Annotated in this window: 33 protein-coding genes; all 33 read left to right on the forward strand. The window is 62.7% G+C overall.

Annotated elements, in window-relative coordinates; genetic code table 11:
• Positions 1-634: 634 nt before the first annotated feature.
• The 33 genes from rpsL to AC0L3C_RS18320 all read left to right on the forward strand — a co-directional run bounded on the left by rpsL (position 635) and on the right by AC0L3C_RS18320 (position 21,783).
• On the forward strand, positions 635-1,006 hold the full coding sequence (rpsL, locus tag AC0L3C_RS18160) for a 30S ribosomal protein S12 (RefSeq protein WP_007603006.1): 372 nt from the start codon (positions 635-637) through the stop codon (positions 1,004-1,006).
• Between the two features lie 15 nt (positions 1,007-1,021).
• Positions 1,022-1,492, forward strand: coding sequence for a 30S ribosomal protein S7 (gene rpsG, locus AC0L3C_RS18165; RefSeq protein ID WP_007603009.1), 471 nt, complete (start codon positions 1,022-1,024; stop codon positions 1,490-1,492).
• Between the two features lie 30 nt (positions 1,493-1,522).
• Positions 1,523-3,595: an elongation factor G gene (gene fusA, locus AC0L3C_RS18170; protein WP_473263984.1), complete on the forward strand. Its 2,073-nt coding sequence runs from the start codon at positions 1,523-1,525 to the stop codon at positions 3,593-3,595.
• 40 nt (positions 3,596-3,635) lie between these two features.
• Entirely contained in the window at positions 3,636-4,826 is a 1,191-nt protein-coding gene (gene tuf, locus AC0L3C_RS18175) for an elongation factor Tu (RefSeq protein ID WP_007603012.1), read from the forward strand.
• Between the two features lie 82 nt (positions 4,827-4,908).
• A complete protein-coding gene (gene rpsJ, locus AC0L3C_RS18180) occupies positions 4,909-5,217 on the forward strand; it encodes a 30S ribosomal protein S10 (RefSeq protein ID WP_002712302.1) in 309 nt (102 codons plus the stop codon).
• A gap of 53 nt (positions 5,218-5,270) precedes the next feature.
• Entirely contained in the window at positions 5,271-5,984 is a 714-nt protein-coding gene (gene rplC, locus AC0L3C_RS18185) for a 50S ribosomal protein L3 (RefSeq protein ID WP_007603016.1), read from the forward strand.
• A gap of 1 nt (position 5,985) precedes the next feature.
• Positions 5,986-6,606 carry a 50S ribosomal protein L4 gene (gene rplD / locus AC0L3C_RS18190; protein ID WP_007603018.1) on the forward strand — a complete coding sequence of 207 codons (621 nt, stop codon included), beginning with the start codon at positions 5,986-5,988 and terminating at the stop codon, positions 6,604-6,606.
• Positions 6,603-6,905, forward strand: coding sequence for a 50S ribosomal protein L23 (locus tag AC0L3C_RS18195; RefSeq protein ID WP_007603019.1), 303 nt, complete (start codon positions 6,603-6,605; stop codon positions 6,903-6,905). The genes rplD and AC0L3C_RS18195 overlap by 4 nt, the downstream gene beginning before the upstream one ends.
• Before the next feature lie 12 nt (positions 6,906-6,917).
• Positions 6,918-7,751, forward strand: coding sequence for a 50S ribosomal protein L2 (rplB, locus tag AC0L3C_RS18200; RefSeq protein ID WP_007603020.1), 834 nt, complete (start codon positions 6,918-6,920; stop codon positions 7,749-7,751).
• A 12-nt stretch (positions 7,752-7,763) separates the two neighbouring features.
• Positions 7,764-8,042 (forward strand): 30S ribosomal protein S19, encoded by a 279-nt coding sequence (gene rpsS / locus AC0L3C_RS18205; RefSeq protein ID WP_007603021.1) that lies wholly within the window; start codon positions 7,764-7,766, stop codon positions 8,040-8,042.
• Positions 8,043-8,052: 10 nt separating this feature from the next.
• Positions 8,053-8,439, forward strand: coding sequence for a 50S ribosomal protein L22 (gene rplV, locus AC0L3C_RS18210; RefSeq protein ID WP_007603022.1), 387 nt, complete (start codon positions 8,053-8,055; stop codon positions 8,437-8,439).
• Positions 8,440-8,457: 18 nt separating this feature from the next.
• Complete coding sequence (gene rpsC / locus AC0L3C_RS18215; protein ID WP_247497528.1) at positions 8,458-9,183, forward strand: 30S ribosomal protein S3; 726 nt, start codon at positions 8,458-8,460, stop codon at positions 9,181-9,183.
• A 32-nt stretch (positions 9,184-9,215) separates the two neighbouring features.
• Entirely contained in the window at positions 9,216-9,629 is a 414-nt protein-coding gene (gene rplP, locus AC0L3C_RS18220; protein WP_007603024.1) for a 50S ribosomal protein L16, read from the forward strand.
• Between the two features lie 5 nt (positions 9,630-9,634).
• On the forward strand, positions 9,635-9,841 hold the full coding sequence (gene rpmC / locus AC0L3C_RS18225; protein WP_007603026.1) for a 50S ribosomal protein L29: 207 nt from the start codon (positions 9,635-9,637) through the stop codon (positions 9,839-9,841).
• A 13-nt stretch (positions 9,842-9,854) separates the two neighbouring features.
• Complete coding sequence (gene rpsQ, locus AC0L3C_RS18230; protein WP_007603028.1) at positions 9,855-10,103, forward strand: 30S ribosomal protein S17; 249 nt, start codon at positions 9,855-9,857, stop codon at positions 10,101-10,103.
• Between the two features lie 83 nt (positions 10,104-10,186).
• Positions 10,187-10,555: a 50S ribosomal protein L14 gene (rplN, locus tag AC0L3C_RS18235; protein ID WP_007603030.1), complete on the forward strand. Its 369-nt coding sequence runs from the start codon at positions 10,187-10,189 to the stop codon at positions 10,553-10,555.
• Positions 10,555-10,869, forward strand: coding sequence for a 50S ribosomal protein L24 (gene rplX, locus AC0L3C_RS18240; RefSeq protein ID WP_007603031.1), 315 nt, complete (start codon positions 10,555-10,557; stop codon positions 10,867-10,869). Before rplN ends, rplX begins: the two co-directional genes overlap by 1 nt.
• On the forward strand, positions 10,862-11,419 hold the full coding sequence (gene rplE, locus AC0L3C_RS18245; RefSeq protein ID WP_007603032.1) for a 50S ribosomal protein L5: 558 nt from the start codon (positions 10,862-10,864) through the stop codon (positions 11,417-11,419). Before rplX ends, rplE begins: the two co-directional genes overlap by 8 nt.
• A gap of 46 nt (positions 11,420-11,465) precedes the next feature.
• Positions 11,466-11,771: a 30S ribosomal protein S14 gene (gene rpsN / locus AC0L3C_RS18250; protein ID WP_473263983.1), complete on the forward strand. Its 306-nt coding sequence runs from the start codon at positions 11,466-11,468 to the stop codon at positions 11,769-11,771.
• 14 nt (positions 11,772-11,785) lie between these two features.
• The gene (rpsH, locus tag AC0L3C_RS18255) at positions 11,786-12,184 is read left to right on the forward strand and encodes a 30S ribosomal protein S8 (RefSeq protein ID WP_007603034.1); all 399 of its coding nucleotides are present in this window, start codon (positions 11,786-11,788) and stop codon (positions 12,182-12,184) included.
• Positions 12,185-12,200: 16 nt separating this feature from the next.
• On the forward strand, positions 12,201-12,734 hold the full coding sequence (rplF, locus tag AC0L3C_RS18260) for a 50S ribosomal protein L6 (RefSeq protein ID WP_007603035.1): 534 nt from the start codon (positions 12,201-12,203) through the stop codon (positions 12,732-12,734).
• Positions 12,735-12,745: 11 nt separating this feature from the next.
• Positions 12,746-13,108, forward strand: coding sequence for a 50S ribosomal protein L18 (rplR, locus tag AC0L3C_RS18265; RefSeq protein WP_007603036.1), 363 nt, complete (start codon positions 12,746-12,748; stop codon positions 13,106-13,108).
• Positions 13,109-13,155: 47 nt separating this feature from the next.
• Entirely contained in the window at positions 13,156-13,743 is a 588-nt protein-coding gene (rpsE, locus tag AC0L3C_RS18270) for a 30S ribosomal protein S5 (RefSeq protein ID WP_007603037.1), read from the forward strand.
• A 25-nt stretch (positions 13,744-13,768) separates the two neighbouring features.
• Positions 13,769-13,975 carry a 50S ribosomal protein L30 gene (gene rpmD, locus AC0L3C_RS18275; RefSeq protein ID WP_211399432.1) on the forward strand — a complete coding sequence of 69 codons (207 nt, stop codon included), beginning with the start codon at positions 13,769-13,771 and terminating at the stop codon, positions 13,973-13,975.
• A gap of 73 nt (positions 13,976-14,048) precedes the next feature.
• Entirely contained in the window at positions 14,049-14,534 is a 486-nt protein-coding gene (rplO, locus tag AC0L3C_RS18280) for a 50S ribosomal protein L15 (RefSeq protein ID WP_473408617.1), read from the forward strand.
• A gap of 152 nt (positions 14,535-14,686) precedes the next feature.
• Positions 14,687-16,018: a preprotein translocase subunit SecY gene (gene secY / locus AC0L3C_RS18285; protein WP_007611601.1), complete on the forward strand. Its 1,332-nt coding sequence runs from the start codon at positions 14,687-14,689 to the stop codon at positions 16,016-16,018.
• A gap of 307 nt (positions 16,019-16,325) precedes the next feature.
• Positions 16,326-17,207 (forward strand): adenylate kinase, encoded by an 882-nt coding sequence (locus AC0L3C_RS18290; protein WP_473263982.1) that lies wholly within the window; start codon positions 16,326-16,328, stop codon positions 17,205-17,207.
• A 187-nt stretch (positions 17,208-17,394) separates the two neighbouring features.
• Positions 17,395-17,763 carry a 30S ribosomal protein S13 gene (gene rpsM, locus AC0L3C_RS18295; RefSeq protein WP_007611599.1) on the forward strand — a complete coding sequence of 123 codons (369 nt, stop codon included), beginning with the start codon at positions 17,395-17,397 and terminating at the stop codon, positions 17,761-17,763.
• 123 nt (positions 17,764-17,886) lie between these two features.
• The gene (rpsK, locus tag AC0L3C_RS18300) at positions 17,887-18,276 is read left to right on the forward strand and encodes a 30S ribosomal protein S11 (protein WP_007603045.1); all 390 of its coding nucleotides are present in this window, start codon (positions 17,887-17,889) and stop codon (positions 18,274-18,276) included.
• 111 nt (positions 18,277-18,387) lie between these two features.
• Positions 18,388-19,419, forward strand: a complete 1,032-nt coding sequence (locus AC0L3C_RS18305; protein ID WP_007603046.1) for a DNA-directed RNA polymerase subunit alpha — start codon at positions 18,388-18,390, stop codon at positions 19,417-19,419.
• A 120-nt stretch (positions 19,420-19,539) separates the two neighbouring features.
• Complete coding sequence (gene rplQ / locus AC0L3C_RS18310; RefSeq protein WP_456769435.1) at positions 19,540-19,956, forward strand: 50S ribosomal protein L17; 417 nt, start codon at positions 19,540-19,542, stop codon at positions 19,954-19,956.
• A gap of 118 nt (positions 19,957-20,074) precedes the next feature.
• Positions 20,075-20,914 carry a c-type cytochrome gene (locus AC0L3C_RS18315; RefSeq protein WP_473263981.1) on the forward strand — a complete coding sequence of 280 codons (840 nt, stop codon included), beginning with the start codon at positions 20,075-20,077 and terminating at the stop codon, positions 20,912-20,914.
• Positions 20,915-20,994: 80 nt separating this feature from the next.
• Positions 20,995-21,783: an SDR family NAD(P)-dependent oxidoreductase gene (locus tag AC0L3C_RS18320; protein ID WP_473263980.1), complete on the forward strand. Its 789-nt coding sequence runs from the start codon at positions 20,995-20,997 to the stop codon at positions 21,781-21,783.
• Positions 21,784-21,785 lie beyond the last annotated feature (2 nt).

The following is a 21,785-nucleotide window of genomic DNA, read 5'->3' on the forward strand; positions in this document are numbered from 1 at the left end:
ATCTCTGCCCAAGGCGGCACATTGGGGCTCCAACAGGAAAGAAAGCCTTAGCCAATGGTTATAAAAGTATATTTCATCCGGGTATAATAGGGTTCGCGGTGGCGGAACGCGCCCTTCGTTTCCGTCTCGCGAAGGTGCAGCGAGCGGCCCGGGAAGCGATTTCGGCAGGCGCGGGAAGCGCTTCTGACTGACGTTTCGCCTTGACTTGACCGACTCCCACTTATAGAACCCCCTCACTTAACGACAGGCGGTGAGCATCGCCAACGTCGGAACGGGCCACCCGTTTGATCCCCCTGGGGATCTTCAGGACGGGCACCAACCTCGACGAATGCCGCTCAAACGCTGTCGATCATAGCTAGGCAATGCCAGTGCGATTTTAGGTCTCGTGAGCATGTTCTCTCGAGATCGAATTCGGATGCATGACCTCGGTGCGCGGGCTGCAGCTTCAAGCTGACCGGTCCAACTACTGCGGTCCTCTGTGGCGTCGAAGCGCTTTCCGCCCGTTGATGGGTGGTTGGCGCGATTTCGCTTTGTGCGGATTGTTCCGCGGAAGGCGGCCTCGTCGGGCGGGTAGCTCGAAAGAATTTGCGGACCCGGTGACGGGCCGCGGCAGAACACAAAGGGTAATGCCAGGATGCCGACGATCAACCAGCTGATCGCTCAACCGCGGGAAGTGCAGAAGTCGCGCAAGAAGGTGCCGGCGCTGCAGCAGTCGCCGCAGAAGCGCGGTGTTTGCACGCGCGTTTACACCACGACCCCGAAGAAGCCGAACTCGGCGCTTCGTAAGGTTGCCAAGGTGCGCCTGACCAACGGCTTCGAGGTGATCGGCTACATCCCCGGTGAGGGCCATAACCTCCAGGAGCATTCGGTGGTCATGATCCGCGGCGGTCGCGTCAAGGATTTGCCCGGCGTGCGCTACCACATCCTCCGCGGCGTTCTGGATACCCAGGGCGTCAAGAACCGTAAGCAGCGCCGTTCGAAGTACGGCGCCAAGCGTCCGAAGTAAGCGGGAACCAGGTCCATGTCTCGTCGCCATTCTGCCGAAAAGCGCGAAGTCCTTCCCGATCCGAAGTTCGGGAACATCATCGTCACGAAGTTCATGAATTCGGTGATGTACGCCGGAAAGAAGTCGGTCGCCGAAGGTATCGTCTACGGCGCGTTCGGCCTCATCGAAAGCAAGACCAAGCAGAATCCGCTCGGCGTGTTCGAGCAGGCACTCGAGAACGTCATGCCGACGATCGAAGTGCGCTCCCGCCGCGTCGGCGGCGCGACCTATCAGGTTCCGGTCGAGGTTCGCTCGGTGCGCCGTCAGGCGCTGGGCATTCGCTGGCTGATCTCGGCTGCGCGCGATCGCAACGAGAAGACGATGACCGAGCGGCTCTCTGCGGAGCTCCTGGACGCGTCGAACAACCGGGGTAACGCCGTCAAGAAGCGCGAAGACGTGCACCGGATGGCGGAAGCCAACCGCGCCTTCTCGCACTATCGCTGGTAACGGCGACACACGGAATCTAAGGAACACTCCATGCCCCGCGTTCATGCCATAGAGAACTACCGTAACTTCGGTATCATGGCGCATATCGATGCCGGCAAGACCACGACCACCGAGCGCATCCTCTACTACACCGGCAAGAGCCACAAAATCGGCGAAGTGCACGAAGGTGCCGCGACGATGGACTGGATGGAGCAGGAGCAGGAGCGCGGCATTACGATCACGTCGGCCGCGACCACCGCGTTCTGGGAAGGCAAGCGCCTCAACATTATCGACACTCCCGGCCACGTCGACTTCACCATCGAAGTCGAGCGCAGCCTGCGCGTGCTCGACGGCGCCGTGTGCGTGCTCGACTCGAACCAGGGCGTCGAGCCCCAGACCGAGACGGTCTGGCGCCAGGGCGACAAGTACAAGGTTCCGCGCATCGTCTTCGCCAACAAGATGGATAAGACCGGCGCTGACTTCTACAAGTGCATGCAGGATATCGTCGACCGCCTCGGCGCAAAGCCGATCGCGATCCAGCTTCCGATCGGCTCCGAGAACAACTTCAAGGGCCTGGTCGATCTCGTCCGCATGAAGGGCGTGGTCTGGGAAGAAGAGAAGCTCGACGCCAAGTTCGTTGACATCGATATTCCCGAAGACATGGTCGAGAAGGCCAAGGAATATCGCGAGAAGCTGCTGGAAGCCGCCGTCGAGCTCGACGACGACGTTCTCGCCGCTTACCTCGACGGCAAGGAGCCCGATCAGGCGACGTTGAAGCGCTTGATCCGCAAGGCCGTGCTGACTGGCGCGTTCTTCCCAGTATTGTGCGGCTCGGCGTTCAAGAACAAGGGCGTGCAGCCTTTGCTCGACGCAGTCGTGGATTATCTGCCGTCGCCGGTTGACGTTCCCGCGATCAAGGGCGTCGATGAAGACGGCAACGAGGTCGTTCGCCGCCCGGACGACAAGGAGCCGCTGGCTCTGTTGGCGTTCAAGATCATGGACGACCCGTTCGTCGGCACCATCACCTTCTGCCGCATCTATTCCGGCACGCTGCTGTCGGGTACCGGCGTCATCAATTCGACGCGCGACCGCAAGGAGCGCATCGGCCGCATGTTGCTGATGCATGCGAACAACCGCGAAGACATCAAGGAAGCCTATGCCGGCGACATCGTTGCACTGGCTGGCCTGAAGGAAGCGCGCACCGGTGACACGCTGTGCGATCCCGACAAGGCGGTGATCCTCGAAAAGATGGAATTCCCCGAGCCGGTCATCGAGATCGCGATCGAGCCCAAGTCCAAGGCCGACCAGGAAAAGCTCGGCGTGGCGCTGGCGAAGCTCGCTGCGGAGGATCCGTCCTTCCGCGTGTCGACCGACCAGGAGTCCGGCCAGACCATCCTCAAGGGAATGGGCGAACTCCATCTCGACATCAAGGTCGACATTCTTCGCCGCACCTACAAGGTCGATGCCAACATCGGCGCGCCGCAAGTGGCGTTCCGTGAGCGCGTCACCAAGCGGGCCGAGGTCAAGTACACCCACAAGAAGCAGACCGGCGGTACCGGTCAGTTCGCGGAAGTGTCGATCGTGGTCGAGCCGAACGAGCCCGGCAAGGGCTACGAGTTCGAGTCCAAGATCGTCGGCGGTGCGGTTCCGAAGGAATACATCCCCGGCGTCGAAAAGGGCCTCAACAGCGTGATGGGCTCTGGTGTCGTCGCGGGCTTCCCCGTGGTCGACGTCAAGGTTCAGCTCGTCGACGGCAAGTATCACGACGTCGACTCGTCGGCGCTCGCCTTCGAAATCGCTTCGCGCGCTGCATTCCGCGAAGCCTTGCAGAAGGGCAAGTCCGTCCTGCTCGAGCCGATCATGAAGGTCGAAGTGGTGACCCCGGAAGATTACACCGGCTCGGTTATCGGCGACCTGAATTCCCGGCGCGGTCAGATCCAGGGTCAGGACATGCGCGGCAACGCCAACGTCATCAATGCGATGGTGCCGCTCATGAACATGTTCGGTTACGTGAATAACCTGCGCTCGATGAGCCAGGGTCGCGCAACCTTCACCATGCAGTTCGACCACTACGCAGAAGCGCCGGCCAACGTGTCGGCAGAAGTCCAGAAGAAGTTTGCCTGATTGTCGTCGGTCTCGAACTGACGATTGAACGGAGAGTCAAATGGCCAAAGCAAAGTTTGAACGTAACAAGCCGCACTGCAATATCGGCACCATCGGTCACGTCGACCATGGCAAGACGTCGCTGACCGCGGCGATCACCAAGGTCCTCGCCGAAGCCGGCGGTGCGACGTTCACGGCGTACGACCAGATCGACAAGGCGCCGGAAGAGAAGGCGCGCGGCATCACGATCTCGACGGCGCACGTCGAATACGAGACCAAGAACCGCCACTACGCGCACGTCGACTGCCCCGGCCACGCCGACTACGTGAAGAACATGATCACCGGCGCCGCCCAGATGGACGGTGCGATCCTGGTCGTGTCGGCCGCTGACGGTCCGATGCCGCAGACCCGCGAGCACATCCTGCTCGCCCGCCAGGTCGGCGTTCCCGCGCTCGTCGTGTTCCTCAACAAGTGCGACATGGTCGACGATCCGGAACTGCTCGAGCTGGTCGAGCTCGAGGTCCGCGAGCTGCTCTCGAAGTACGAATTCCCGGGCGACACCATCCCGATCATCAAGGGTTCGGCGCTCGCCGCTCTCGAAGATTCCGACAAGACGCTCGGCCATGAGGCCATCCTCGAGCTGATGAAGCAGGTCGACGCTTACATTCCGCAGCCGGAGCGTCCGGTCGACCTTCCGTTCCTGATGCCGGTTGAAGACGTGTTCTCGATCTCGGGCCGTGGCACCGTCGTGACCGGCCGTGTCGAGCGCGGTATCGTCAAGGTCGGCGAGGAAATCGAGATCGTCGGTCTGCGCGCCACGCAGAAGACCACGGTTACCGGCGTCGAAATGTTCCGCAAGCTGCTCGATCAGGGCCAGGCCGGCGACAACATCGGTGCGCTGCTTCGCGGTACCAAGCGCGAAGACGTCGAGCGCGGCCAGGTGCTGTGCAAGCCGGGTTCGGTCAAGCCGCACACCAAGTTCAAGGCTGAGGCCTACATCCTCACCAAGGAAGAGGGCGGCCGCCACACCCCGTTCTTCACCAACTACCGTCCGCAGTTCTACTTCCGCACCACCGACGTGACCGGTGTCGTGCATCTGCCGGAAGGTACCGAGATGGTGATGCCGGGCGACAACATCGCGATGGAAGTGCACCTGATCGTGCCGATCGCGATGGAAGAGAAGCTCCGCTTCGCGATCCGCGAAGGTGGCCGCACCGTCGGCGCCGGCGTCGTCGCCTCGATCATCGAGTAATTACGAGAATAGGGATCGGCGAATAGCGAATGTGACATTCGCTATTCGCTATTCGCCACCCCACTGAAGAAAGACCACGGCAATGAACGGCCAAAACATTCGCATCCGTCTCAAGGCGTTCGACCATCGTATCCTCGATACGTCGACCCGCGAGATCGTGAACACGGCGAAGCGCACCGGCGCGCAGGTCCGCGGACCCATTCCGCTGCCCACCCGCATCGAGAAGTTCACCGTCAACCGTTCGCCGCACGTCGACAAGAAGAGCCGCGAGCAGTTCGAGATGCGCACTCACAAGCGCCTGCTCGACATCGTCGATCCGACCCCGCAGACCGTCGATGCTTTGATGAAGCTCGACCTGGCCGCTGGTGTCGACGTCGAGATCAAGCTCTAAGATTTTTGGATCACGTTCGCCACTAGCGGACAGAAAGAACAGGAAGCACGCCGATGCGCTCCGGAGTGATCGCACAAAAGGTCGGGATGACGCGGGTCTTTACAGAGGCCGGCGAACATATCCCCGTGACCGTGCTGAAGCTCGGCAATTGCCAGGTCGTAGGCCACCGCACCGAAGAGAAAAACGGTTATGTCGCGCTCCAGCTTGGTTCTGGCAGCCGCAAGACCGTGTACATGCCCAAGGCGGAGCGCGGCCAATTCGCGGTCGCCAAGGTCGAGCCGAAGCGGCAGGTCGAGGAATTCCGCGTCTCCGCGGATCAGATGATCCCCGTCGGTGCCGAGATCCTGGCCGACCACTTTGTCGTCGGTCAGTTCGTCGACGTCACCGGCACCTCGGTCGGCAAGGGTTTTGCCGGCGGTATGAAGCGCTGGAACTTCGGCGGTCTGCGCGCCACTCACGGCGTCTCGGTCTCGCATCGTTCGATCGGTTCGACCGGTGGCCGTCAGGACCCCGGCAAGACCTGGAAGAACAAGAAGATGCCCGGTCACATGGGCGTTGACCGCATCACCACGCTCAACCTTCGGGTCGTTCAGCTCGACGTCGAGCGCGGTCTGATCCTCGTCGAAGGCGCCGTTCCGGGCTCCAAGGGCGGCTGGATCCGCGTGCGCGACGCCGTCAAGAAGCCGCTGCCGAAGGAAGCTCCGAAGCCCGGCAAGTTCAAGGTTGCTGGCGAAGCGGACGCTGCTCCGGCTGCGCAGGAGGCGTGAGATGGAATTGAAGGTCACGACCCTCGAAGGTAAGGAAGCCGGCTCGGTCCAGCTTTCCGATACCATTTTCGGCCTCGAGCCGCGCCAGGACATCATTGCACGTTGCGTGCAGTGGCAGCTCAACAAGCGCCAGGCCGGTACGCACAAGGCCAAGGGCCGCGCCGAGATCTGGCGCACCGGCAAGAAGATGTACAAGCAGAAGGGTACCGGTGGTGCTCGTCACGGCTCGGCCCGCGTGCCGCAGTTCCGCGGCGGCGGCCGTGCCTTCGGTCCGGTGGTGCGTTCGCACGCCACCGACCTGCCGAAGAAGGTCCGTGCGCTCGCCCTCAAGCATGCGCTCTCGGCCAAGGCCAAGGACGGCGATCTCATCGTGATCGACAAGGCTGCGCTGGAAGCTGCTAAGACCAAGGCGCTGCTCGGTCATTTCTCCGGTCTGGGCTTGACCAACGCGCTGATCATCGACGGCGCCGAGCTCAACAACGGCTTCGCCGCTGCGGCCCGCAACATCCCGAACATGGACGTGCTGCCGATCCAGGGCATCAACGTCTATGACATCCTGCGCCGTCGGAAGCTTGTTCTGACCAAGGCCGCCATCGATGCGCTGGAGGCGCGCTTCAAATGACGAAGAACATCGAGCCTCGCCATTACGACGTGATCCTGTCGCCGGTCGTGACCGAAAAGGCCACGATTGCCTCGGAGCACAACAAGGTGCTGTTCAAGGTGGCCGCGAAGGCGACCAAGCCGCAGATCAAGGAAGCGATCGAGAAGTTGTTCGACGTCAAGGTCAAGAGCGTCAACACGCTGGTCCGCAAGGGCAAGACCAAGATCTTCCGCGGCAATCTCGGCTCGCAGTCGAACTCCAAGCGCGCGATCGTGACTCTCGAAGAGGGTCACCGGATCGACGTGACCACCGGTCTGTAAGGTCGTACGACGATGGCACTGAAGACATTCAATCCCACGACGCCGGGCCAGCGCCAGCTGGTCATGGTCGATCGTTCGGCCCTCTACAAGGGCAAGCCGGTCAAGGCGCTCACCGAAGGCAAGCACTCCTCTGGCGGCCGCAACAACACCGGCCGCATCACCGTGCGATTCCGCGGTGGTGGCCACAAGCGGACGTTGCGTACCGTCGATTTCAAGCGCGACAAGGTCGATGCACCCGCGACGGTCGAGCGGCTGGAATATGATCCGAACCGCACCGCGTTCATCGCGCTGGTCAAGTACGAAGACGGCACCCAGGCCTATATCCTGGCGCCGCAGCGCCTGGCCGTCGGTGATTCCGTCGTCGCCGGCAACTACGTCGACGTGAAGCCGGGCAATGTCATGCCGCTCGGCAACATGCCGGTCGGCACGATCATCCACAACATCGAGGTCAAGATCGGGAAGGGCGGCCAGCTCGCCCGTTCCGCGGGCACCTATGCCCAGCTCGTCGGTCGCGACCAGGACTACGTGATCGTCCGCCTGAACTCGGGCGAACAGCGCCTGGTGCACGGCCGTTGCCGCGCCACGATCGGCGCGGTGTCGAACCCGGATCACATGAACACGTCGATCGGCAAGGCCGGCCGCAACCGTTGGCTGGGCCGCAAACCGCACAACCGCGGCGTTTCGATGAACCCGATCGACCATCCGCACGGCGGTGGTGAAGGTCGTACCTCGGGCGGTCGCCACCCGGTTACTCCGTGGGGCAAGCCGACCAAGGGCAAGAAGACCCGCTCGAACAAGTCGACCAACAAATTCATTCTCCTAAGCCGCCACAAGCGGAAGAAGTAAGGAACGCCGGACATGGTTCGTTCAGTCTGGAAAGGCCCGTTCGTCGAGGGTTCTCTGCTCAAGAAGGCAGATGCCGCGCGCTCGTCCGGCCGTCACGACGTCATCAAGATCTGGAGCCGTCGCTCGACGATCCTGCCGCAATTCGTCGGCCTGACCTTCGGCGTCTACAACGGTCAGAAGCACGTGCCGGTTGCCGTCAACGAGGAAATGGTCGGTCACAAGTTCGGCGAATTCTCGCCGACCCGTACCTTCCATGGCCACTCCGGGGACAAGAAAGCCAAGAAGGCTTGAGGATTAAACGATGAGCAAACCTAAGCGCGAACGGAGCCTCGCCGAGAACGAGGCCAAGGCGGTCGCCCGGATGCTGCGGGTGAGCCCGCAGAAGCTCAACCTGGTCGCCCAGCTCATTCGCGGCCGGAAGGCGGCTGCTGCGCTCGCCGACCTGCAGTTTTCGCGCAAGCGGATCGCGGTTGACGTGAAGAAGTGCCTGGAATCGGCTATTGCCAACGCCGAGAACAACCACGACCTCGACGTCGACGATCTCGTCGTGGCCCAGGCCTTCGTCGGCAACGGCCTCGTGATGAAGCGCTTTGCCGCCCGCGGGCGTGGCCGCTCGGGCCGTGTCTACAAACCATTTTCACAGCTGACGATCATCGTTCGTCAGGTCGAAGCCGCAGCAGCGGCTTAAGGGACGCAGGAGAACACGATGGGTCAAAAGATCAATCCGATCGGTCTGCGTCTTGGCATCAACCGGACCTGGGATTCCCGCTGGTTCGCGGGCAAGCAGGAATACGGCAAGCTGCTGCATGAGGACGTCAAGATCCGCGAGATCCTGCACAAGGAGCTCAAGCAGGCGGCCGTCGCCCGCATCGTGATCGAGCGTCCGCACAAGAAGTGCCGCGTCACCATCCACTCGGCTCGTCCGGGCGTGGTGATCGGCAAGAAGGGCGCCGACATCGACAAGCTGCGCAAGAAGGTCGCGGACATCACCTCGTCCGACGTCGTCATCAACATCGTCGAGATCCGCAAGCCGGAGCTCGATGCGACGCTGGTGGCCGAGTCGATCGCGCAGCAGCTGGAGCGCCGCGTGGCGTTCCGCCGCGCCATGAAGCGCGCCGTCCAGTCGGCGATGCGTCTCGGCGCGGAAGGCATCCGCATCAACTGCTCGGGACGTCTGGGCGGTGCGGAAATCGCGCGCATGGAGTGGTACCGCGAAGGTCGCGTGCCGCTGCACACGCTGCGCGCAGACATCGACTACGGCGTTGCGACCGCGTTCACGACCTTCGGCACCTGCGGTGTCAAGGTCTGGATCTTCAAGGGCGAGATCCTCGAGCACGATCCGATGGCCCAGGACAAGAGAATGGCCGAAGGCGAGACTGGTGGCGGCGGCGATCGCGGCGGCCGGCAGCGCCGGGACAACGCTGCAGCCTGACGCCAGCACAGAGAATTTGAGGGCTTGAAGCCATGATGCAACCTAAGAAAACGAAGTTCCGGAAGGCGCATAAGGGCCGTATCCACGGCGTTGCGTCTTCGGGCGCGACGTTGGCGTTCGGCCAGTTCGGTCTGAAGGCAACCGAGCCTGAGCGCGTCACCGCGCGCCAGATCGAAGCCGCTCGCCGCGCACTGACCCGCCACATGAAGCGCGCCGGCCGCGTCTGGATCCGCATTTTCCCCGACGTTCCCGTGTCGAAGAAGCCCGCCGAAGTCCGCATGGGTTCCGGCAAGGGTGCGCCGGAATTGTGGGTCGCGCGCGTCAAGCCGGGCCGGGTGCTGTTCGAGATCGACGGCGTCAACACCCAGACGGCGCGTGAAGCGCTGACCCTGGCGGCAGCCAAGCTGCCGATCAAGACGCGCTTCGTCGAGCGCATTGCGGAGTAATGGCCATGGCCCAGATGAAAATCGAAGACATCCGCGCGTTGAGCCCCGATCAGCAGGATGACGCCATCCTGAACCTGAAGAAGGAGCGCTTCAACCTGCGCTTCCAGCGCGCCACCGGGCAGCTCGAGAACACCTCGCGCCTGCGCGAGGCTCGCCGTGACATCGCCCGGATCAAGACCGTCGCCGCGCAGACGCGCGCGAAGAAGAAGTAAGAGGCTTACGAAGATGCCGAAACGTACTTTGCAGGGCGTGGTCGTCAGCGACAAGCAAGCCAAGACCATCGTGGTGCGCGTCGATCGCCGCTTTACGCACCCGATCTACAAGAAGACGATCCGCCGTTCGAAGAACTACCACGCGCACGACGAGAGCAACGAGTTCAAGCCGGGCGACATGGTGTGGATCGAGGAATCGAAGCCGATTTCGAAGTTGAAGCGCTGGGTCGTGATCCGGGGCGAACACAAGAAAAGCGCCTGATCTGTTGGCTTTAGCCGACTGACTTCAGGGAAATGTTGAGCGCCGGCTGGGCTGGCGCAAATAGAAGAGGACGAGGTGCATCAATGATTCAGATGCAGACCAACCTCGACGTGGCCGATAATTCTGGCGCACGCCGTGTCATGTGTATCAAGGTGCTCGGGGGCTCCAAGCGCCGCTACGCCACGATCGGCGACATCATCGTTGTCTCGATCAAGGAAGCGATTCCGCGTGGCAAGGTGAAGAAGGGCGACGTGATGAAGGCCGTCGTGGTGCGCGTCCGCAAGGACATCCGCCGCGCCGACGGTTCGGTCATCCGCTTCGACCGCAACGCCGCCGTTCTGATCAACAATCAGTCCGAGCCGGTCGGTACCCGTATCTTCGGGCCCGTGCCGCGCGAGCTGCGCGCCAAGAACCACATGAAGATCATCTCGCTCGCGCCGGAGGTGCTGTGATGGCTGCGAAGATCCGCAAGGGCGACAAGGTCGTCGTGCTGACCGGCCGCGACAAGGGCCGCACCGGCGAGGTGTTCGAAGTGCGTCCCGACGCCGGTACGGCGCTGGTGCGCGGCATCAACATGGTCAAGCGTCACCAGAAGCAGACGCAGGCCCAGGAGGGCGGCATCATCTCGAAAGAGTCGCCGATCCAACTGTCCAACATCGCGTATGTCGGCAAGGACGGGAAGCCGACCCGCGTCGGATTCAAGATTCTGGCGGACGGCAAGAAGGTCCGCATCGCCAAGAGCTCGGGAGCTGAGATCGATGGCTGAGGCCGCTTACACGCCGCGCCTGCGCGCGGAATACGACGCGAAGATCCGGACGGAAATGACCGAGAAGTTCGGTTATGAGAACGTCATGCAGGTTCCGCGCCTGGACAAGGTCGTGCTGAACATGGGCGTTGGCGATTCCGTCAACGACCGCAAGAAGGCCGAGAACGCCGCTGCGGAATTGACCCAGATCGCCGGCCAGAAGGCGATCGTGACCTATTCGCGCATCGCGATCGCGACCTTCAAGTTGCGTGAGAACCAGCCGATCGGCTGCAAAGTCACGCTGCGCAAGGCCCGCATGTACGAGTTCATCGATCGCCTGGTGACGGTCGCGCTGCCGCGCGTCCGCGACTTCCGCGGCTTGAACCCGAAGAGCTTCGACGGCCGTGGCAACTACTCGCTCGGCCTCAAGGAACACATCATTTTCCCCGAGATCGACTTCGACAAGGTCACGGAATCCCGCGGTATGGACATCACCGTCTGCACCACGGCCAAGACCGACGACGAGGCGAGGGCCTTGTTGACCGCTTTCAATTTCCCGTTCCGGCAGTGAGACGCTGACCTAAAGCCTCTCAAACGCGGATACCCAGGAGCCAAGCATGGCAAAGAAGAGTTCAATCGAGAAGAACAACCGGCGCAAGCGGATGGCGAAGAACGCCGCCCCGAAGCGCGAGCGGTTGAAGGCGATCATCGCCGACAAGACGCTGCCGATGGAGGAGCGGTTCGCCGCGACCCTGAAGCTGGCGGAAATGCCGCGCAATTCGTCGGCGACCCGCATCCGTCTGCGTTGCGAGCTGACGGGCCGCCCGCGCTCGAACTACCGCAAGAACAAGCTGTCCCGTATCGCGCTGCGCGACCTTGGCTCCCGGGGCATGGTCCCGGGCCTCGTGAAGTCCAGCTGGTAAGGAGGGTCGTTTAAATGTCTACGCACGATCCAATCAGCGATCTGATCACCCGCATCCGTAACGCGCAGATGCGTTCCAAGAACAAGGTCTCCACGCCTGGTTCGAAGATGCGCGAGAACGTCCTCGAGGTGCTGAAGAGCGAAGGCTACATCCGCGGTTACGCCACGCTCGAGCACTCCTCGGGCCGTAGCGAGATCGAGATCGAGCTGAAGTATTTCGACGGCGAGCCCGTTATCCGCGAGATCGAGCGTGTCTCCAAGCCCGGGCGTCGCGTGTACGCCTCGGTGAAGAACCTGCCGCGGGTCAATAACGGACTCGGCATTTCGGTGTTGTCGACGCCGAAGGGAATCATGGCCGACCACAGTGCGCGTGAAGCGAACGTGGGCGGCGAAGTTCTCTTCACGGTGTTCTGAGAAGGATTTTTGATCCATGTCACGTGTTGGCAAAAGGCCGGTAGCGGTGCCGTCGGGTGTGACCGCGACCGTCGACGGGCAGACCGTCAAGATGAAGGGGCCGAAGGGCCAGCTTCAGTTCGTCGTCCATAACGACGTCGAGGTGAAGCTCGACAACGGCCAGGTCAAGGTGAACCCGCGGGTCGAGACCAACCGTGCGCGAGCCCTGTACGGGACCGCTCGCGCCCAGGTCGCGAATCTGGTCGAAGGCGTCACCAAGGGTTTCGAGAAGAAGCTCGAAATCACCGGCGTCGGTTACCGCGCTGCGCTGCAGGGCAAGAACCTGCAGCTCGCGCTCGGCTACAGCCACGACGTGGTCTACGCGATCCCGGAAGGGATCACGATCACCGTGCCGAAGCCGACCGAGATCACGGTGACCGGCAGCGACATTCAGCGCGTCGGCCAGGTCGCCGCCGAGATTCGCTCCTATCGTCCGCCGGAGCCCTATAAGGGCAAGGGCGTGAAGTATGTTGGCGAATTCATCTTCCGCAAGGAAGGCAAGAAGAAGTAACGGAGCCGGTCATGTCGAAAGCCAAGGTTACGAATGCCCGGCGCAAGCGCAGTGTACGACTGAAGCTGCGCCGCTCGGGTGGCGGCCGTCCGCGCCTGTCGGTGTTCCGCTCGTCCAAGCACATCTACGCCCAGGTCATCGACGACCTGAAGGGCGAGACGCTGGCCTCTGCCTCGTCGCTCGAGAAGTCGATGCGCGATGGCGGCAAGACCGGCGCCGACATCGATGCGGCGAAGGCGGTCGGCAAGCTGCTGGCCGAGCGCGCCGCCGAGAAGGGTGTCAAGGAAGTCGTGTTCGATCGCGGCAGCTATCTCTATCACGGGCGCGTCAAGGCTCTCGCCGACGCGGCGCGTGAGAGCGGGCTGAGCTTCTAACAGAATTTGAGGATTGAGGCGTAAGCCTCTGAAGGACTGGAAAAACCATGGCAGAACGCGAACAACGTGGTGGACGCGATCAACGCGGCGGCGGACGTGAACGCAGGGAAGAGCGCGACAGCGAGTTCGTCGACAAGCTCGTCCACATCAATCGCGTCGCCAAGGTCGTCAAGGGCGGCAAGCGCTTCGGTTTCGCAGCGCTGGTCGTGATCGGCGACCAGAAGGGCCGCGCCGGCTTCGGTCACGGCAAGGCGCGCGAAGTGCCCGAGGCGATCCGCAAGGCAACCGAATCCGCCAAGCGCAACCTGACCCGCGTGTCGTTGCGCGAGGGGCGTACGCTGCATCACGACATCGCGGGCCGTCACGGCGCCGGCCGTGTTTACCTGCGCGCAGCTCCGGCCGGTACCGGCATCATCGCTGGCGGTCCGATGCGCGCCGTGTTCGAGACGCTCGGCGTCCAGGACGTGGTTGCGAAGTCGATCGGCTCGTCGAACCCGTACAACATGGTTCGCGCGACCTTCGATGCGCTGAAGCATCAGGATTCACCGCGCTCGGTCGCTGCCCGCCGCAATATCAAGGTGTCCACCCTCCAGTCCCGCCGTATCGGTGGCGACGCCGAGGCGGTTGCCGAATAACGGAAGCTTTTCGGAGTAGACGCCCATGGCCAAGAGTGCCGTTACGACCGCAAAGACGATCAAACTCGAGCAGACCGGCAGCGCGATCCGCCGCCATCACTCGCAGCGTTCGACGCTGATCGGCCTCAAGCTCAACAAGATCGGCCGCACCAGCGAACTGCCGGACACCCCGGCGGTCCGTGGCATGATCTTGAAGGTTCACCATCTCGTTCGCATCGTCGACGAGAAGTAAGCAAAGGCGCACCATCCCGAAGCGGAGACCCGTTTTCGGTGAAGGTCATGCGCAAGAAACAAGGAGCAGGGCGATGAAGCTCAGCGATATCGCCGACAATGCCGGCTCGCGCAAGAAGCGTATGCGTGTCGGCCGCGGCATTGGTTCGGGCAAGGGCAAGCAGGCCGGCCGCGGTGGCAAGGGCCAGACCGCGCGTTCGGGCGTGCGCATCAAGGGTTTCGAAGGCGGCCAGATGCCCTTGCATCGCCGTCTGCCCAAGCGCGGCTTCAACAACATCTTCCGCGTCGAGTTCGCCGAGATCAATCTCGACCGGCTCCAGGACGCGGTCGATGCCAAGAAGATCGACGTCGGCAGCGTCGTGAACGTCGAATCCCTGGTCAAGGCCGGCGTGCTGCGCCGCGCCAAGGGTGGCCTGCGGCTGCTCGGCCGCGGCGAGTTCAAGGCCAAGCTCAACATCGAAGTGCACGGCGCCTCGAAGACCGCGATCGCGGCAGTCGAGAAGGCCGGCGGCTCGGTGAAGATCCTCGCGCCTGCCAAGGAAGAAGGCGAGGCGGCGTAACAACTGCGTCATCGGCCCGCGGCTCGCGGGCCTTTACGCACGCGGGACGATGGACTTATCGAAGCCGTAGCCCCAGATAATGTCCGGTGTCCGGTATAATGTAGCCCGGCCGCGGGCATGACGGCGCAAAAAGCGGCGGGAGAAAGTCCAAGATGGCCTCTGCAGCGGAACAACTGGCAGCCAATCTCAATTTCGGTGCGTTTGCCAAGGCCGACGAACTGAAGAAGCGCATCTGGTTCACCCTGGGGGCGCTGCTCGTTTATCGGCTCGGGACCTACATCCCGCTGCCGGGGATCGATCCCAACATCTGGGAGCAGGTGTTCCGCTCGCAGGCGGGCGGCATCCTCGGCATGTTCAACATGTTCGCCGGCGGCGGCATTCACCGCATGGCGATCTTTGCGCTGAACATCATGCCGTACATCTCGGCCTCCATCATCATCCAGCTCCTGACCACCGTCTCGCCGCAGCTCGAGGCGCTGAAAAAGGAGGGCGAGTCCGGCCGCAAGCTGCTGAACCAGTACACCCGCTATCTCACGGTGATCCTGGCCGCGTTCCAGTCCTACGGCATCGCGGTGGGCCTCGAAGGCGCCGGCAACGTCGTCAGCGACCCCGGCATGTTCTTCCGTCTGTCCACGGCGATCACGCTGACCGGGGGCACCATGTTCCTGATGTGGCTGGGCGAGCAGATCACCTCGCGCGGCATCGGCAACGGCATTTCCCTGATCATTCTTTCCGGCATCGTCGCCGAGCTGCCCGCGGCGCTCGCCAACATGCTCGAGCTCGGCCGTCAGGGTGCGATGTCGACCGGCCTGATTCTGGTCGTCATCATCATGGCGGTCGCCGTGATCGCCTTCATCGTGTTCGTGGAGCGCGCCCAGCGGCGGCTCTTGATCCAGTATCCGAAGCGCCAAGTCGGCAACAAGATGTTCGAGGGGCAGTCCTCGCATCTGCCGCTCAAGCTCAACACCTCGGGCGTGATCCCGCCGATCTTCGCGTCCTCGCTGCTGCTGCTGCCGACCACGGTTGCGAACTTCAACGCGGGCAGCGGACCGGAATGGTTCCAGTGGATCAACACCCAGCTCGGCCACGGCCGTCCGCTGTTCCTGATCATGTATCTGGCGCTGATCGTGTTCTTCGCCTTCTTCTACACCGCGATCGTGTTCAATCCGACCGAGACCGCGGACAATCTGAAGAAGCATGGCGGCTTCATTCCGGGCATCCGTCCCGGCGAGCGTACCGCGGAATATATCGACTACGTGCTGTCGCGCATCACCGTGCTCGGCGCGGTCTATCTCGCAATCGTCTGCTTGATCCCGGAAATCCTGATCTCCTACGCGTCGGTGCCGTTCTACTTCGGCGGCACGTCGCTGCTGATCGTCGTCAGCGTCACCATGGACACGGTGGCGCAGGTGCAGGGCTATCTCCTGGCGCATCAGTACGAAGGCTTGATTCGGAAATCAAAGCTGCGCGGCCGCCGCCGTTAAGCGCGGCGTCCTCTCGGGCGGCGCGATTGCACCGCCGAATCGCTGCGCGTGCAACGCGCGCGGACGGCGAGCCGGCCATTCGGTCGCCTCGGCGGAGGCGCTCTTACCGTCGTGCAAGCACTGATCTCCAAGCACTGATCTCCAAGCACTGATCTCCAAGCACTGATTTCAAAGGCTTCTTGGCGTCCGGCCATTTGCTCCCCTATGATATGGGTAGCGGTGCGGCGCTGATTATGATTTGCACTGTAACTGGACTTCAAAACACAGGCGCGCGACGTATCGCGCACCAATCGGGGGGCGTACGCCGATGAGAATTATACTTCTGGGGCCACCGGGATCGGGCAAGGGCACCCAGGCGCAGCTGCTGGTGCAGCGCTATGGCATCGTCCAGCTCTCGACCGGCGAGATGTTGCGTGCAGCGGTGGCGGCCGGAACGCCGGTCGGGCTCAAGGCCAAGGAGATCATGGCCAGCGGCGGTCTCGTGCCAGACGATGTCGTGGTCGGAATCATCTCCGATCGGATCGATCAGCCGGATGCAAAAAACGGTTTCATCCTTGATGGTTTCCCGCGGACCGTGCCGCAGGCCGAGGCGCTGGATGAGCTGCTCAAGCACAAGCACCTCAAGCTCGACGCCGTGATCGAGCTCCGCGTCAACGAGAGCGCGCTCCTGAACCGCGTCGAGACTCGCGTCGCCCAGATGCGCGAGCGGGGGGAGGAGGTCCGGCTCGACGACACCCCGGAAGTCCTGACCAAGCGGTTAGCCAGCTACCGCAGCCAGACGGAACCGCTGATTCACTACTATTCCGAGCGGCGGAAGCTCTCGACCATCGATGGTATGATGGCCATCGACGAGGTCACCCGCGCCATCCATCGCCAGCTCCTGGCGCTCGGTGCGGTCGAGCCCAAGACGCATGGCAAGACGCACGCCCGGGGTGCGACAAAGGCGGCCCCGGCCAGAAAGGCCAAGGCGGCGAAGAAATCGGCCAAAAAGCCCGCGAAGACGGCCAAAAAGGCCGCCAAATCCAAGAAGGCGGCCAAGAAGGCTACGAAGGCAGGCAAGAGAATCGTCAAGAAAGCCGCCAAGGAGGCGGGGAAGAAGAAGGCAGCCAAAAAGACCGCCAGGAAGGCTGTCAAGAAAGGTGCCAAAAGAGCCGCAAAAAAGGTCACGAAAAAGCGAGCTAAGCGCTAGCAGCGGTTGACGAAAGCCCCCTGAATCCCCTAATAAGCCCCGCATCCAAGTCGGATAGTTTCAAACGATGCCGGGCCCCAGGAAGACCAGGGGTGGGCGTCGTGTTCGCGTTTGTGAACACCTGCCCGAGAAACCAAGCACTTAAAGCACGATTCCTGACGAGGGATCGGCGACAGGAGAGAAGGCCGTGGCCCGTATTGCCGGCGTGAACATCCCGACCAACAAGCGCGTGCTGATCGCGCTCCAGTACATCCATGGCATCGGTCAGAAGATCGCCGGTGAGATCATGGAGAAGGTCAAGATCCCAGACGATCGTCGGGTCAATCAGCTCAGCGACGCCGAAGTGCTTCAGATCCGCGAAGTGATCGACCGCGACTATCTCGTCGAGGGCGATTTGCGTCGTGAGGTCGGCATCAACATCAAGCGTTTGATGGACCTCGGCTGCTACCGCGGCCTGCGCCATCGTCGCGGTCTGCCGGTGCGTGGCCAGCGTACCCACACCAATGCGCGTACGCGCAAGGGTCCGGCCAAGGCCATCGCCGGCAAGAAGAAGTAAGTTTTCGCATCCAATCACGGCGTGTGGCGGCCCGGGGATGACCCGTTCGCCACGCGCCTTTCGTTCCACAGGTGTAGCCGCTGGCATTACGGCGGCGTTTGAGATCTTCAGGAAAGGTAGTCTATGGGCAAGGAAGCCACCCGCGTTCGTCGTCGTGAGCGCAAGAACATCGCCTCCGGCGTCGCGCACGTGAACTCGTCGTTCAACAACACGACCATCACCATCACCGACGCGCAGGGCAACACGATTGCCTGGTCCTCCGCCGGCACGATGGGCTTCAAGGGCTCGCGCAAGTCGACCCCGTATGCCGCACAGGTTGCTGCCGAGGACGTGTCCAAGAAGGCGCAGGAGCACGGCATGCGCACGCTGGAAGTCGAAGTCGCCGGTCCCGGTTCGGGCCGCGAATCGGCGCTTCGGGCGCTCCAGGCTGCGGGCTTCACCGTCACCTCGATCCGCGACGTGACCACGATCCCGCACAACGGTTGCCGTCCCCGCAAGCGTCGGCGCGTTTGATACCAGATTGCGGGCGCATTGGCGCCCGCGATTACTTTTTGCAAAGCCGTGGAAATGATCTGCGGCCTTTCTCCAACGCCAGTGCCTGCAACAGCAGTCTGACTGGCCTGTATGGGTGAAACAGTGACGATCCAGAAAAATTGGCAAGAACTGATTCGGCCGAACAAGCTGCAGGTACAGCCCGGCAGCGATCCGACCCGTTTCGCGACCATCGTCGCCGAGCCGCTCGAGCGCGGTTTCGGCCAGACGCTCGGCAACGCGCTGCGCCGCATCCTGCTGTCCTCGCTCCAGGGCGCGGCGGTGCAGTCGGTGCACATCGACGGCGTGCTGCACGAGTTCTCCTCGATCGCGGGCGTCCGTGAGGACGTCACCGACATCGTGCTCAACATCAAGGACATCTCGATCAAGATGCAGGGCGAAGGCCCCAAGCGCATGGTCGTCAAGAAGTCCGGCCCGGGCGTCGTCACCGCTGGCGACATCCAGACCGTGGGCGACGTCGTCGTGCTCAATCCCGACCTGCAGATCTGTACGCTCGACGAGGGCGCCGAGATCCGCATGGAGTTCACGGTCGCAACCGGCAAGGGCTACGTGCCCGCCGAGCGCAACCGTCCCGAGGACGCGCCGATCGGCCTGATCCCGGTCGACAGCCTCTACTCGCCGGTCCGCAAGGTCTCCTACAAGGTCGAGAACACCCGCGAGGGCCAGATCCTCGACTACGACAAGCTGACCATGACGATCGAGACCAACGGCGCGCTGACGCCGGATGATTCCGTGGCCTACGCTGCGCGCATCCTGCAGGATCAGCTCAACGTGTTCGTCAACTTCGAAGAGCCGCGCAAGGAAGTCGCCCAGGAGATCATCCCGGACCTCGCCTTCAACCCGGCCTTCCTCAAGAAGGTGGACGAGCTCGAGCTGTCGGTGCGTTCGGCCAACTGCTTGAAGAACGACAACATCGTCTACATCGGCGACCTCGTGCAGAAGAGCGAAGCGGAAATGCTCCGCACTCCGAACTTCGGCCGCAAGTCGCTGAACGAGATCAAGGAAGTGCTGGCCCAGATGGGTCTGCATCTCGGCATGGAAGTGCCGGGCTGGCCGCCGGAGAACATCGACGAGCTCGCCAAGCGCTTCGAGGATCACTACTGATCCGAACGACGATAGGCTAAGGCGCGAATTCATCGCGCCTTAGCGGGCGAACGCAGGCAGCCCACCTGAGCAACTGTCCGACGAACCGTCGCGACGAATGAAATTCAAGGAATAGATAAAATGCGTCACGGCAAGGTTCATCGCAAGCTCAACCGCACCGCCGAGCATCGCCGCGCGATGTTCGCCAACATGTGCGCCGCGCTGATCAAGCACGAGCAGATCGTCACCACGCTGCCGAAGGCGAAGGAATTGCGTCCGATCGTCGAGAAGCTGATCACCCTCGGCAAGAAGGGCGGCCTGTCCATGCGTCGCCAGGCCATCTCCGAGATGCGCGACAAGGATCAGGTCAGGAAGCTGTTCGACACGCTCGCGCCCCGCTACAAGGATCGCCAGGGTGGCTACACCCGCATCATCAAGGCCGGCTTCCGCTACGGCGACAACGCCCCGATGGCCGTGATCGAGTTCGTCGATCGCGACGTCGATGCCAAGGGCCAGGACTCCGGTCCGGTGCAGGAAAAGGAAGCCGAGGCGGCGTAAGCCGACCGCGGAGAGTTTTCAGAAAGCGGCGCCTTCGGGCGCCGCTTTTTTGTTGGCGCGGCTGCATCTCATACCGCGCATCGTTTCGTTGAACGCGATTCCGGCCGGGGGGCTCTCGATGAGGATTGTGTCAGGGATTGCGCTGGCGCTGCTGATGTCGCCGGCCTCTGGCGAGACGCTGGTCGAGCGCGGCGCCTATCTCGTCAACAGCGTGATGGTTTGCCACAACTGCCACACGCCGCGAGGGCCGCAAGGGCTCGATCTCTCTCGCGCGCTCTCCGGCGGCAGCCAGGTTTTTGACGAGCCCGCCTTCAAGGTCTCTGGCTCCAACATCACACCGGACAAGGACACCGGCATCGGCAATTGGACCGACGCGGAGCTGAGGCGGTTTCTCGTCAGCGGCGTCAGGCCGAACGGAACCAGGGTCGCGCCGATCATGCCGACCGCGTTCTACACCGTGCTCACCACCCGCGATCTCGACGCGCTCGCAGCTTATTTGCACTCGGTGCCGTCGGTGCATCACGAGACGCCGGCGCCGGAGTACCGCATCATGCTGAAGCCGGAGATGCCGACCTACGCCGGCAAGCAAGCGAGCGAGGCTGAGCTGTCCGACAAGCTCGCGCGTGGGCGCTATCTCCTGACCATCGCCCATTGCCTGGAATGCCACACGCCGGACGGCCCGTCCGCCGTGCACGATTTCGCCGGAGCAAGCGGCAAGGGCGGTCGGACGTTCAAGGGGCCGTGGGGTGAATCCGTCTCTCCCAACATCACCGCGGATACAGCCGCGGGCATCGGCGGGTGGAGCGACGACGAAATCAAACGTGCGATTACACAAGGCATTGCACGCGACGGCCACAAACTGAAGCCGCCGATGGCCTATGCTGCCTATGCCAGCATGACGGCCCAGGATCTCGATGCTATCGTCGCGTTTCTCAGGACGCTTCCGCCTCACAACTGAATCCTCACGCGTCGGTGAGGAGCGATTGCACGCGCCCTTGCAGCTCACGATATCTCCGTCAGCTCTAATGGAGACATAGCATGAAGATCGACCTTTCCGGAAAGACCGCCCTCGTGACCGGCTCGACCGCCGGCATCGGCCACGCCATCGCCAGAGGCCTTGCCGGCTCGGGTGCGAGCGTCGTGATCAACGGACGCGGCCAGGACAAGGTCGATGCGGCCGTGCGCAAGCTGGAGGGAGCGGGCGGAAAGGTCCGCGGCATCGCCGCCGATGTCTCGACCGCTGCCGGCTGCAAGGCGCTTACCGCGGCGCTGCCAGACGTCGATATCCTCATCAACAATGCCGGCATCTTCGAGCCGAAGGACTTCTTCGACATTCCGGACGAGGACTGGAGCCGCTTTTTCGAGGTCAACGTGATGAGCGGCGTGCGCCTCTCGCGCGCGTACATGAAGGGCATGCTCAAGCGCAACTGGGGCCGAATCGTCTTCATCTCCTCGGAGTCCGGGCTCAACATTCCCGTCGAGATGATCCACTACGGCATGAGCAAGACGGCGCAGCTCTCGGTCGCGCGCGGCCTGGCGCAGCTCACACGCGGCACAGGCGTCACCGTCAATTCCGTGCTGCCAGGCCCGACAATGTCGGAAGGTGTCGAGACGTTCGTGAAGGATCTTGCCAAGCAGAACGGCCAGTCGGTCGATGAGGCCGCGGCCAATTTCGTCAAGCAGCATCGCCCAAGCTCGCTGCTCCAGCGCTTTGCCAGCGTCGACGAGATCGCCAACATGGTGGTCTATGCAGCTTCGAAGGAAGCCTCCGCGACCAACGGTGCGGCGCTGCGCGCGGAAGGCGGCATCGTCAACACGATTGCCTGAGA

This window comes from Bradyrhizobium sp. WSM4872, assembly GCF_055811715.1.

What these genes read in the sequence shown, in the direction of transcription:
- rpsL (WP_007603006.1), top strand. Translation starts at nt 635, where the DNA reads ATGCCGACGATCAACCAGCTGATCGCTCAACCGCGGGAAGTGCAGAAG.
- rpsG (WP_007603009.1), top strand. Translation starts at nt 1,022, where the DNA reads ATGTCTCGTCGCCATTCTGCCGAAAAGCGCGAAGTCCTTCCCGATCCG.
- fusA (WP_473263984.1), top strand. Translation starts at nt 1,523, where the DNA reads ATGCCCCGCGTTCATGCCATAGAGAACTACCGTAACTTCGGTATCATG.
- tuf (WP_007603012.1), top strand. Translation starts at nt 3,636, where the DNA reads ATGGCCAAAGCAAAGTTTGAACGTAACAAGCCGCACTGCAATATCGGC.
- rpsJ (WP_002712302.1), top strand. Translation starts at nt 4,909, where the DNA reads ATGAACGGCCAAAACATTCGCATCCGTCTCAAGGCGTTCGACCATCGT.
- rplC (WP_007603016.1), top strand. Translation starts at nt 5,271, where the DNA reads ATGCGCTCCGGAGTGATCGCACAAAAGGTCGGGATGACGCGGGTCTTT.
- rplD (WP_007603018.1), top strand. Translation starts at nt 5,986, where the DNA reads ATGGAATTGAAGGTCACGACCCTCGAAGGTAAGGAAGCCGGCTCGGTC.
- AC0L3C_RS18195 (WP_007603019.1), top strand. Translation starts at nt 6,603, where the DNA reads ATGACGAAGAACATCGAGCCTCGCCATTACGACGTGATCCTGTCGCCG.
- rplB (WP_007603020.1), top strand. Translation starts at nt 6,918, where the DNA reads ATGGCACTGAAGACATTCAATCCCACGACGCCGGGCCAGCGCCAGCTG.
- rpsS (WP_007603021.1), top strand. Translation starts at nt 7,764, where the DNA reads ATGGTTCGTTCAGTCTGGAAAGGCCCGTTCGTCGAGGGTTCTCTGCTC.
- rplV (WP_007603022.1), top strand. Translation starts at nt 8,053, where the DNA reads ATGAGCAAACCTAAGCGCGAACGGAGCCTCGCCGAGAACGAGGCCAAG.
- rpsC (WP_247497528.1), top strand. Translation starts at nt 8,458, where the DNA reads ATGGGTCAAAAGATCAATCCGATCGGTCTGCGTCTTGGCATCAACCGG.
- rplP (WP_007603024.1), top strand. Translation starts at nt 9,216, where the DNA reads ATGATGCAACCTAAGAAAACGAAGTTCCGGAAGGCGCATAAGGGCCGT.
- rpmC (WP_007603026.1), top strand. Translation starts at nt 9,635, where the DNA reads ATGGCCCAGATGAAAATCGAAGACATCCGCGCGTTGAGCCCCGATCAG.
- rpsQ (WP_007603028.1), top strand. Translation starts at nt 9,855, where the DNA reads ATGCCGAAACGTACTTTGCAGGGCGTGGTCGTCAGCGACAAGCAAGCC.
- rplN (WP_007603030.1), top strand. Translation starts at nt 10,187, where the DNA reads ATGATTCAGATGCAGACCAACCTCGACGTGGCCGATAATTCTGGCGCA.
- rplX (WP_007603031.1), top strand. Translation starts at nt 10,555, where the DNA reads ATGGCTGCGAAGATCCGCAAGGGCGACAAGGTCGTCGTGCTGACCGGC.
- rplE (WP_007603032.1), top strand. Translation starts at nt 10,862, where the DNA reads ATGGCTGAGGCCGCTTACACGCCGCGCCTGCGCGCGGAATACGACGCG.
- rpsN (WP_473263983.1), top strand. Translation starts at nt 11,466, where the DNA reads ATGGCAAAGAAGAGTTCAATCGAGAAGAACAACCGGCGCAAGCGGATG.
- rpsH (WP_007603034.1), top strand. Translation starts at nt 11,786, where the DNA reads ATGTCTACGCACGATCCAATCAGCGATCTGATCACCCGCATCCGTAAC.
- rplF (WP_007603035.1), top strand. Translation starts at nt 12,201, where the DNA reads ATGTCACGTGTTGGCAAAAGGCCGGTAGCGGTGCCGTCGGGTGTGACC.
- rplR (WP_007603036.1), top strand. Translation starts at nt 12,746, where the DNA reads ATGTCGAAAGCCAAGGTTACGAATGCCCGGCGCAAGCGCAGTGTACGA.
- rpsE (WP_007603037.1), top strand. Translation starts at nt 13,156, where the DNA reads ATGGCAGAACGCGAACAACGTGGTGGACGCGATCAACGCGGCGGCGGA.
- rpmD (WP_211399432.1), top strand. Translation starts at nt 13,769, where the DNA reads ATGGCCAAGAGTGCCGTTACGACCGCAAAGACGATCAAACTCGAGCAG.
- rplO (WP_473408617.1), top strand. Translation starts at nt 14,049, where the DNA reads ATGAAGCTCAGCGATATCGCCGACAATGCCGGCTCGCGCAAGAAGCGT.
- secY (WP_007611601.1), top strand. Translation starts at nt 14,687, where the DNA reads ATGGCCTCTGCAGCGGAACAACTGGCAGCCAATCTCAATTTCGGTGCG.
- AC0L3C_RS18290 (WP_473263982.1), top strand. Translation starts at nt 16,326, where the DNA reads ATGAGAATTATACTTCTGGGGCCACCGGGATCGGGCAAGGGCACCCAG.
- rpsK (WP_007603045.1), top strand. Translation starts at nt 17,887, where the DNA reads ATGGGCAAGGAAGCCACCCGCGTTCGTCGTCGTGAGCGCAAGAACATC.
- AC0L3C_RS18305 (WP_007603046.1), top strand. Translation starts at nt 18,388, where the DNA reads ATGGGTGAAACAGTGACGATCCAGAAAAATTGGCAAGAACTGATTCGG.
- rplQ (WP_456769435.1), top strand. Translation starts at nt 19,540, where the DNA reads ATGCGTCACGGCAAGGTTCATCGCAAGCTCAACCGCACCGCCGAGCAT.
- AC0L3C_RS18315 (WP_473263981.1), top strand. Translation starts at nt 20,075, where the DNA reads ATGAGGATTGTGTCAGGGATTGCGCTGGCGCTGCTGATGTCGCCGGCC.
- AC0L3C_RS18320 (WP_473263980.1), top strand. Translation starts at nt 20,995, where the DNA reads ATGAAGATCGACCTTTCCGGAAAGACCGCCCTCGTGACCGGCTCGACC.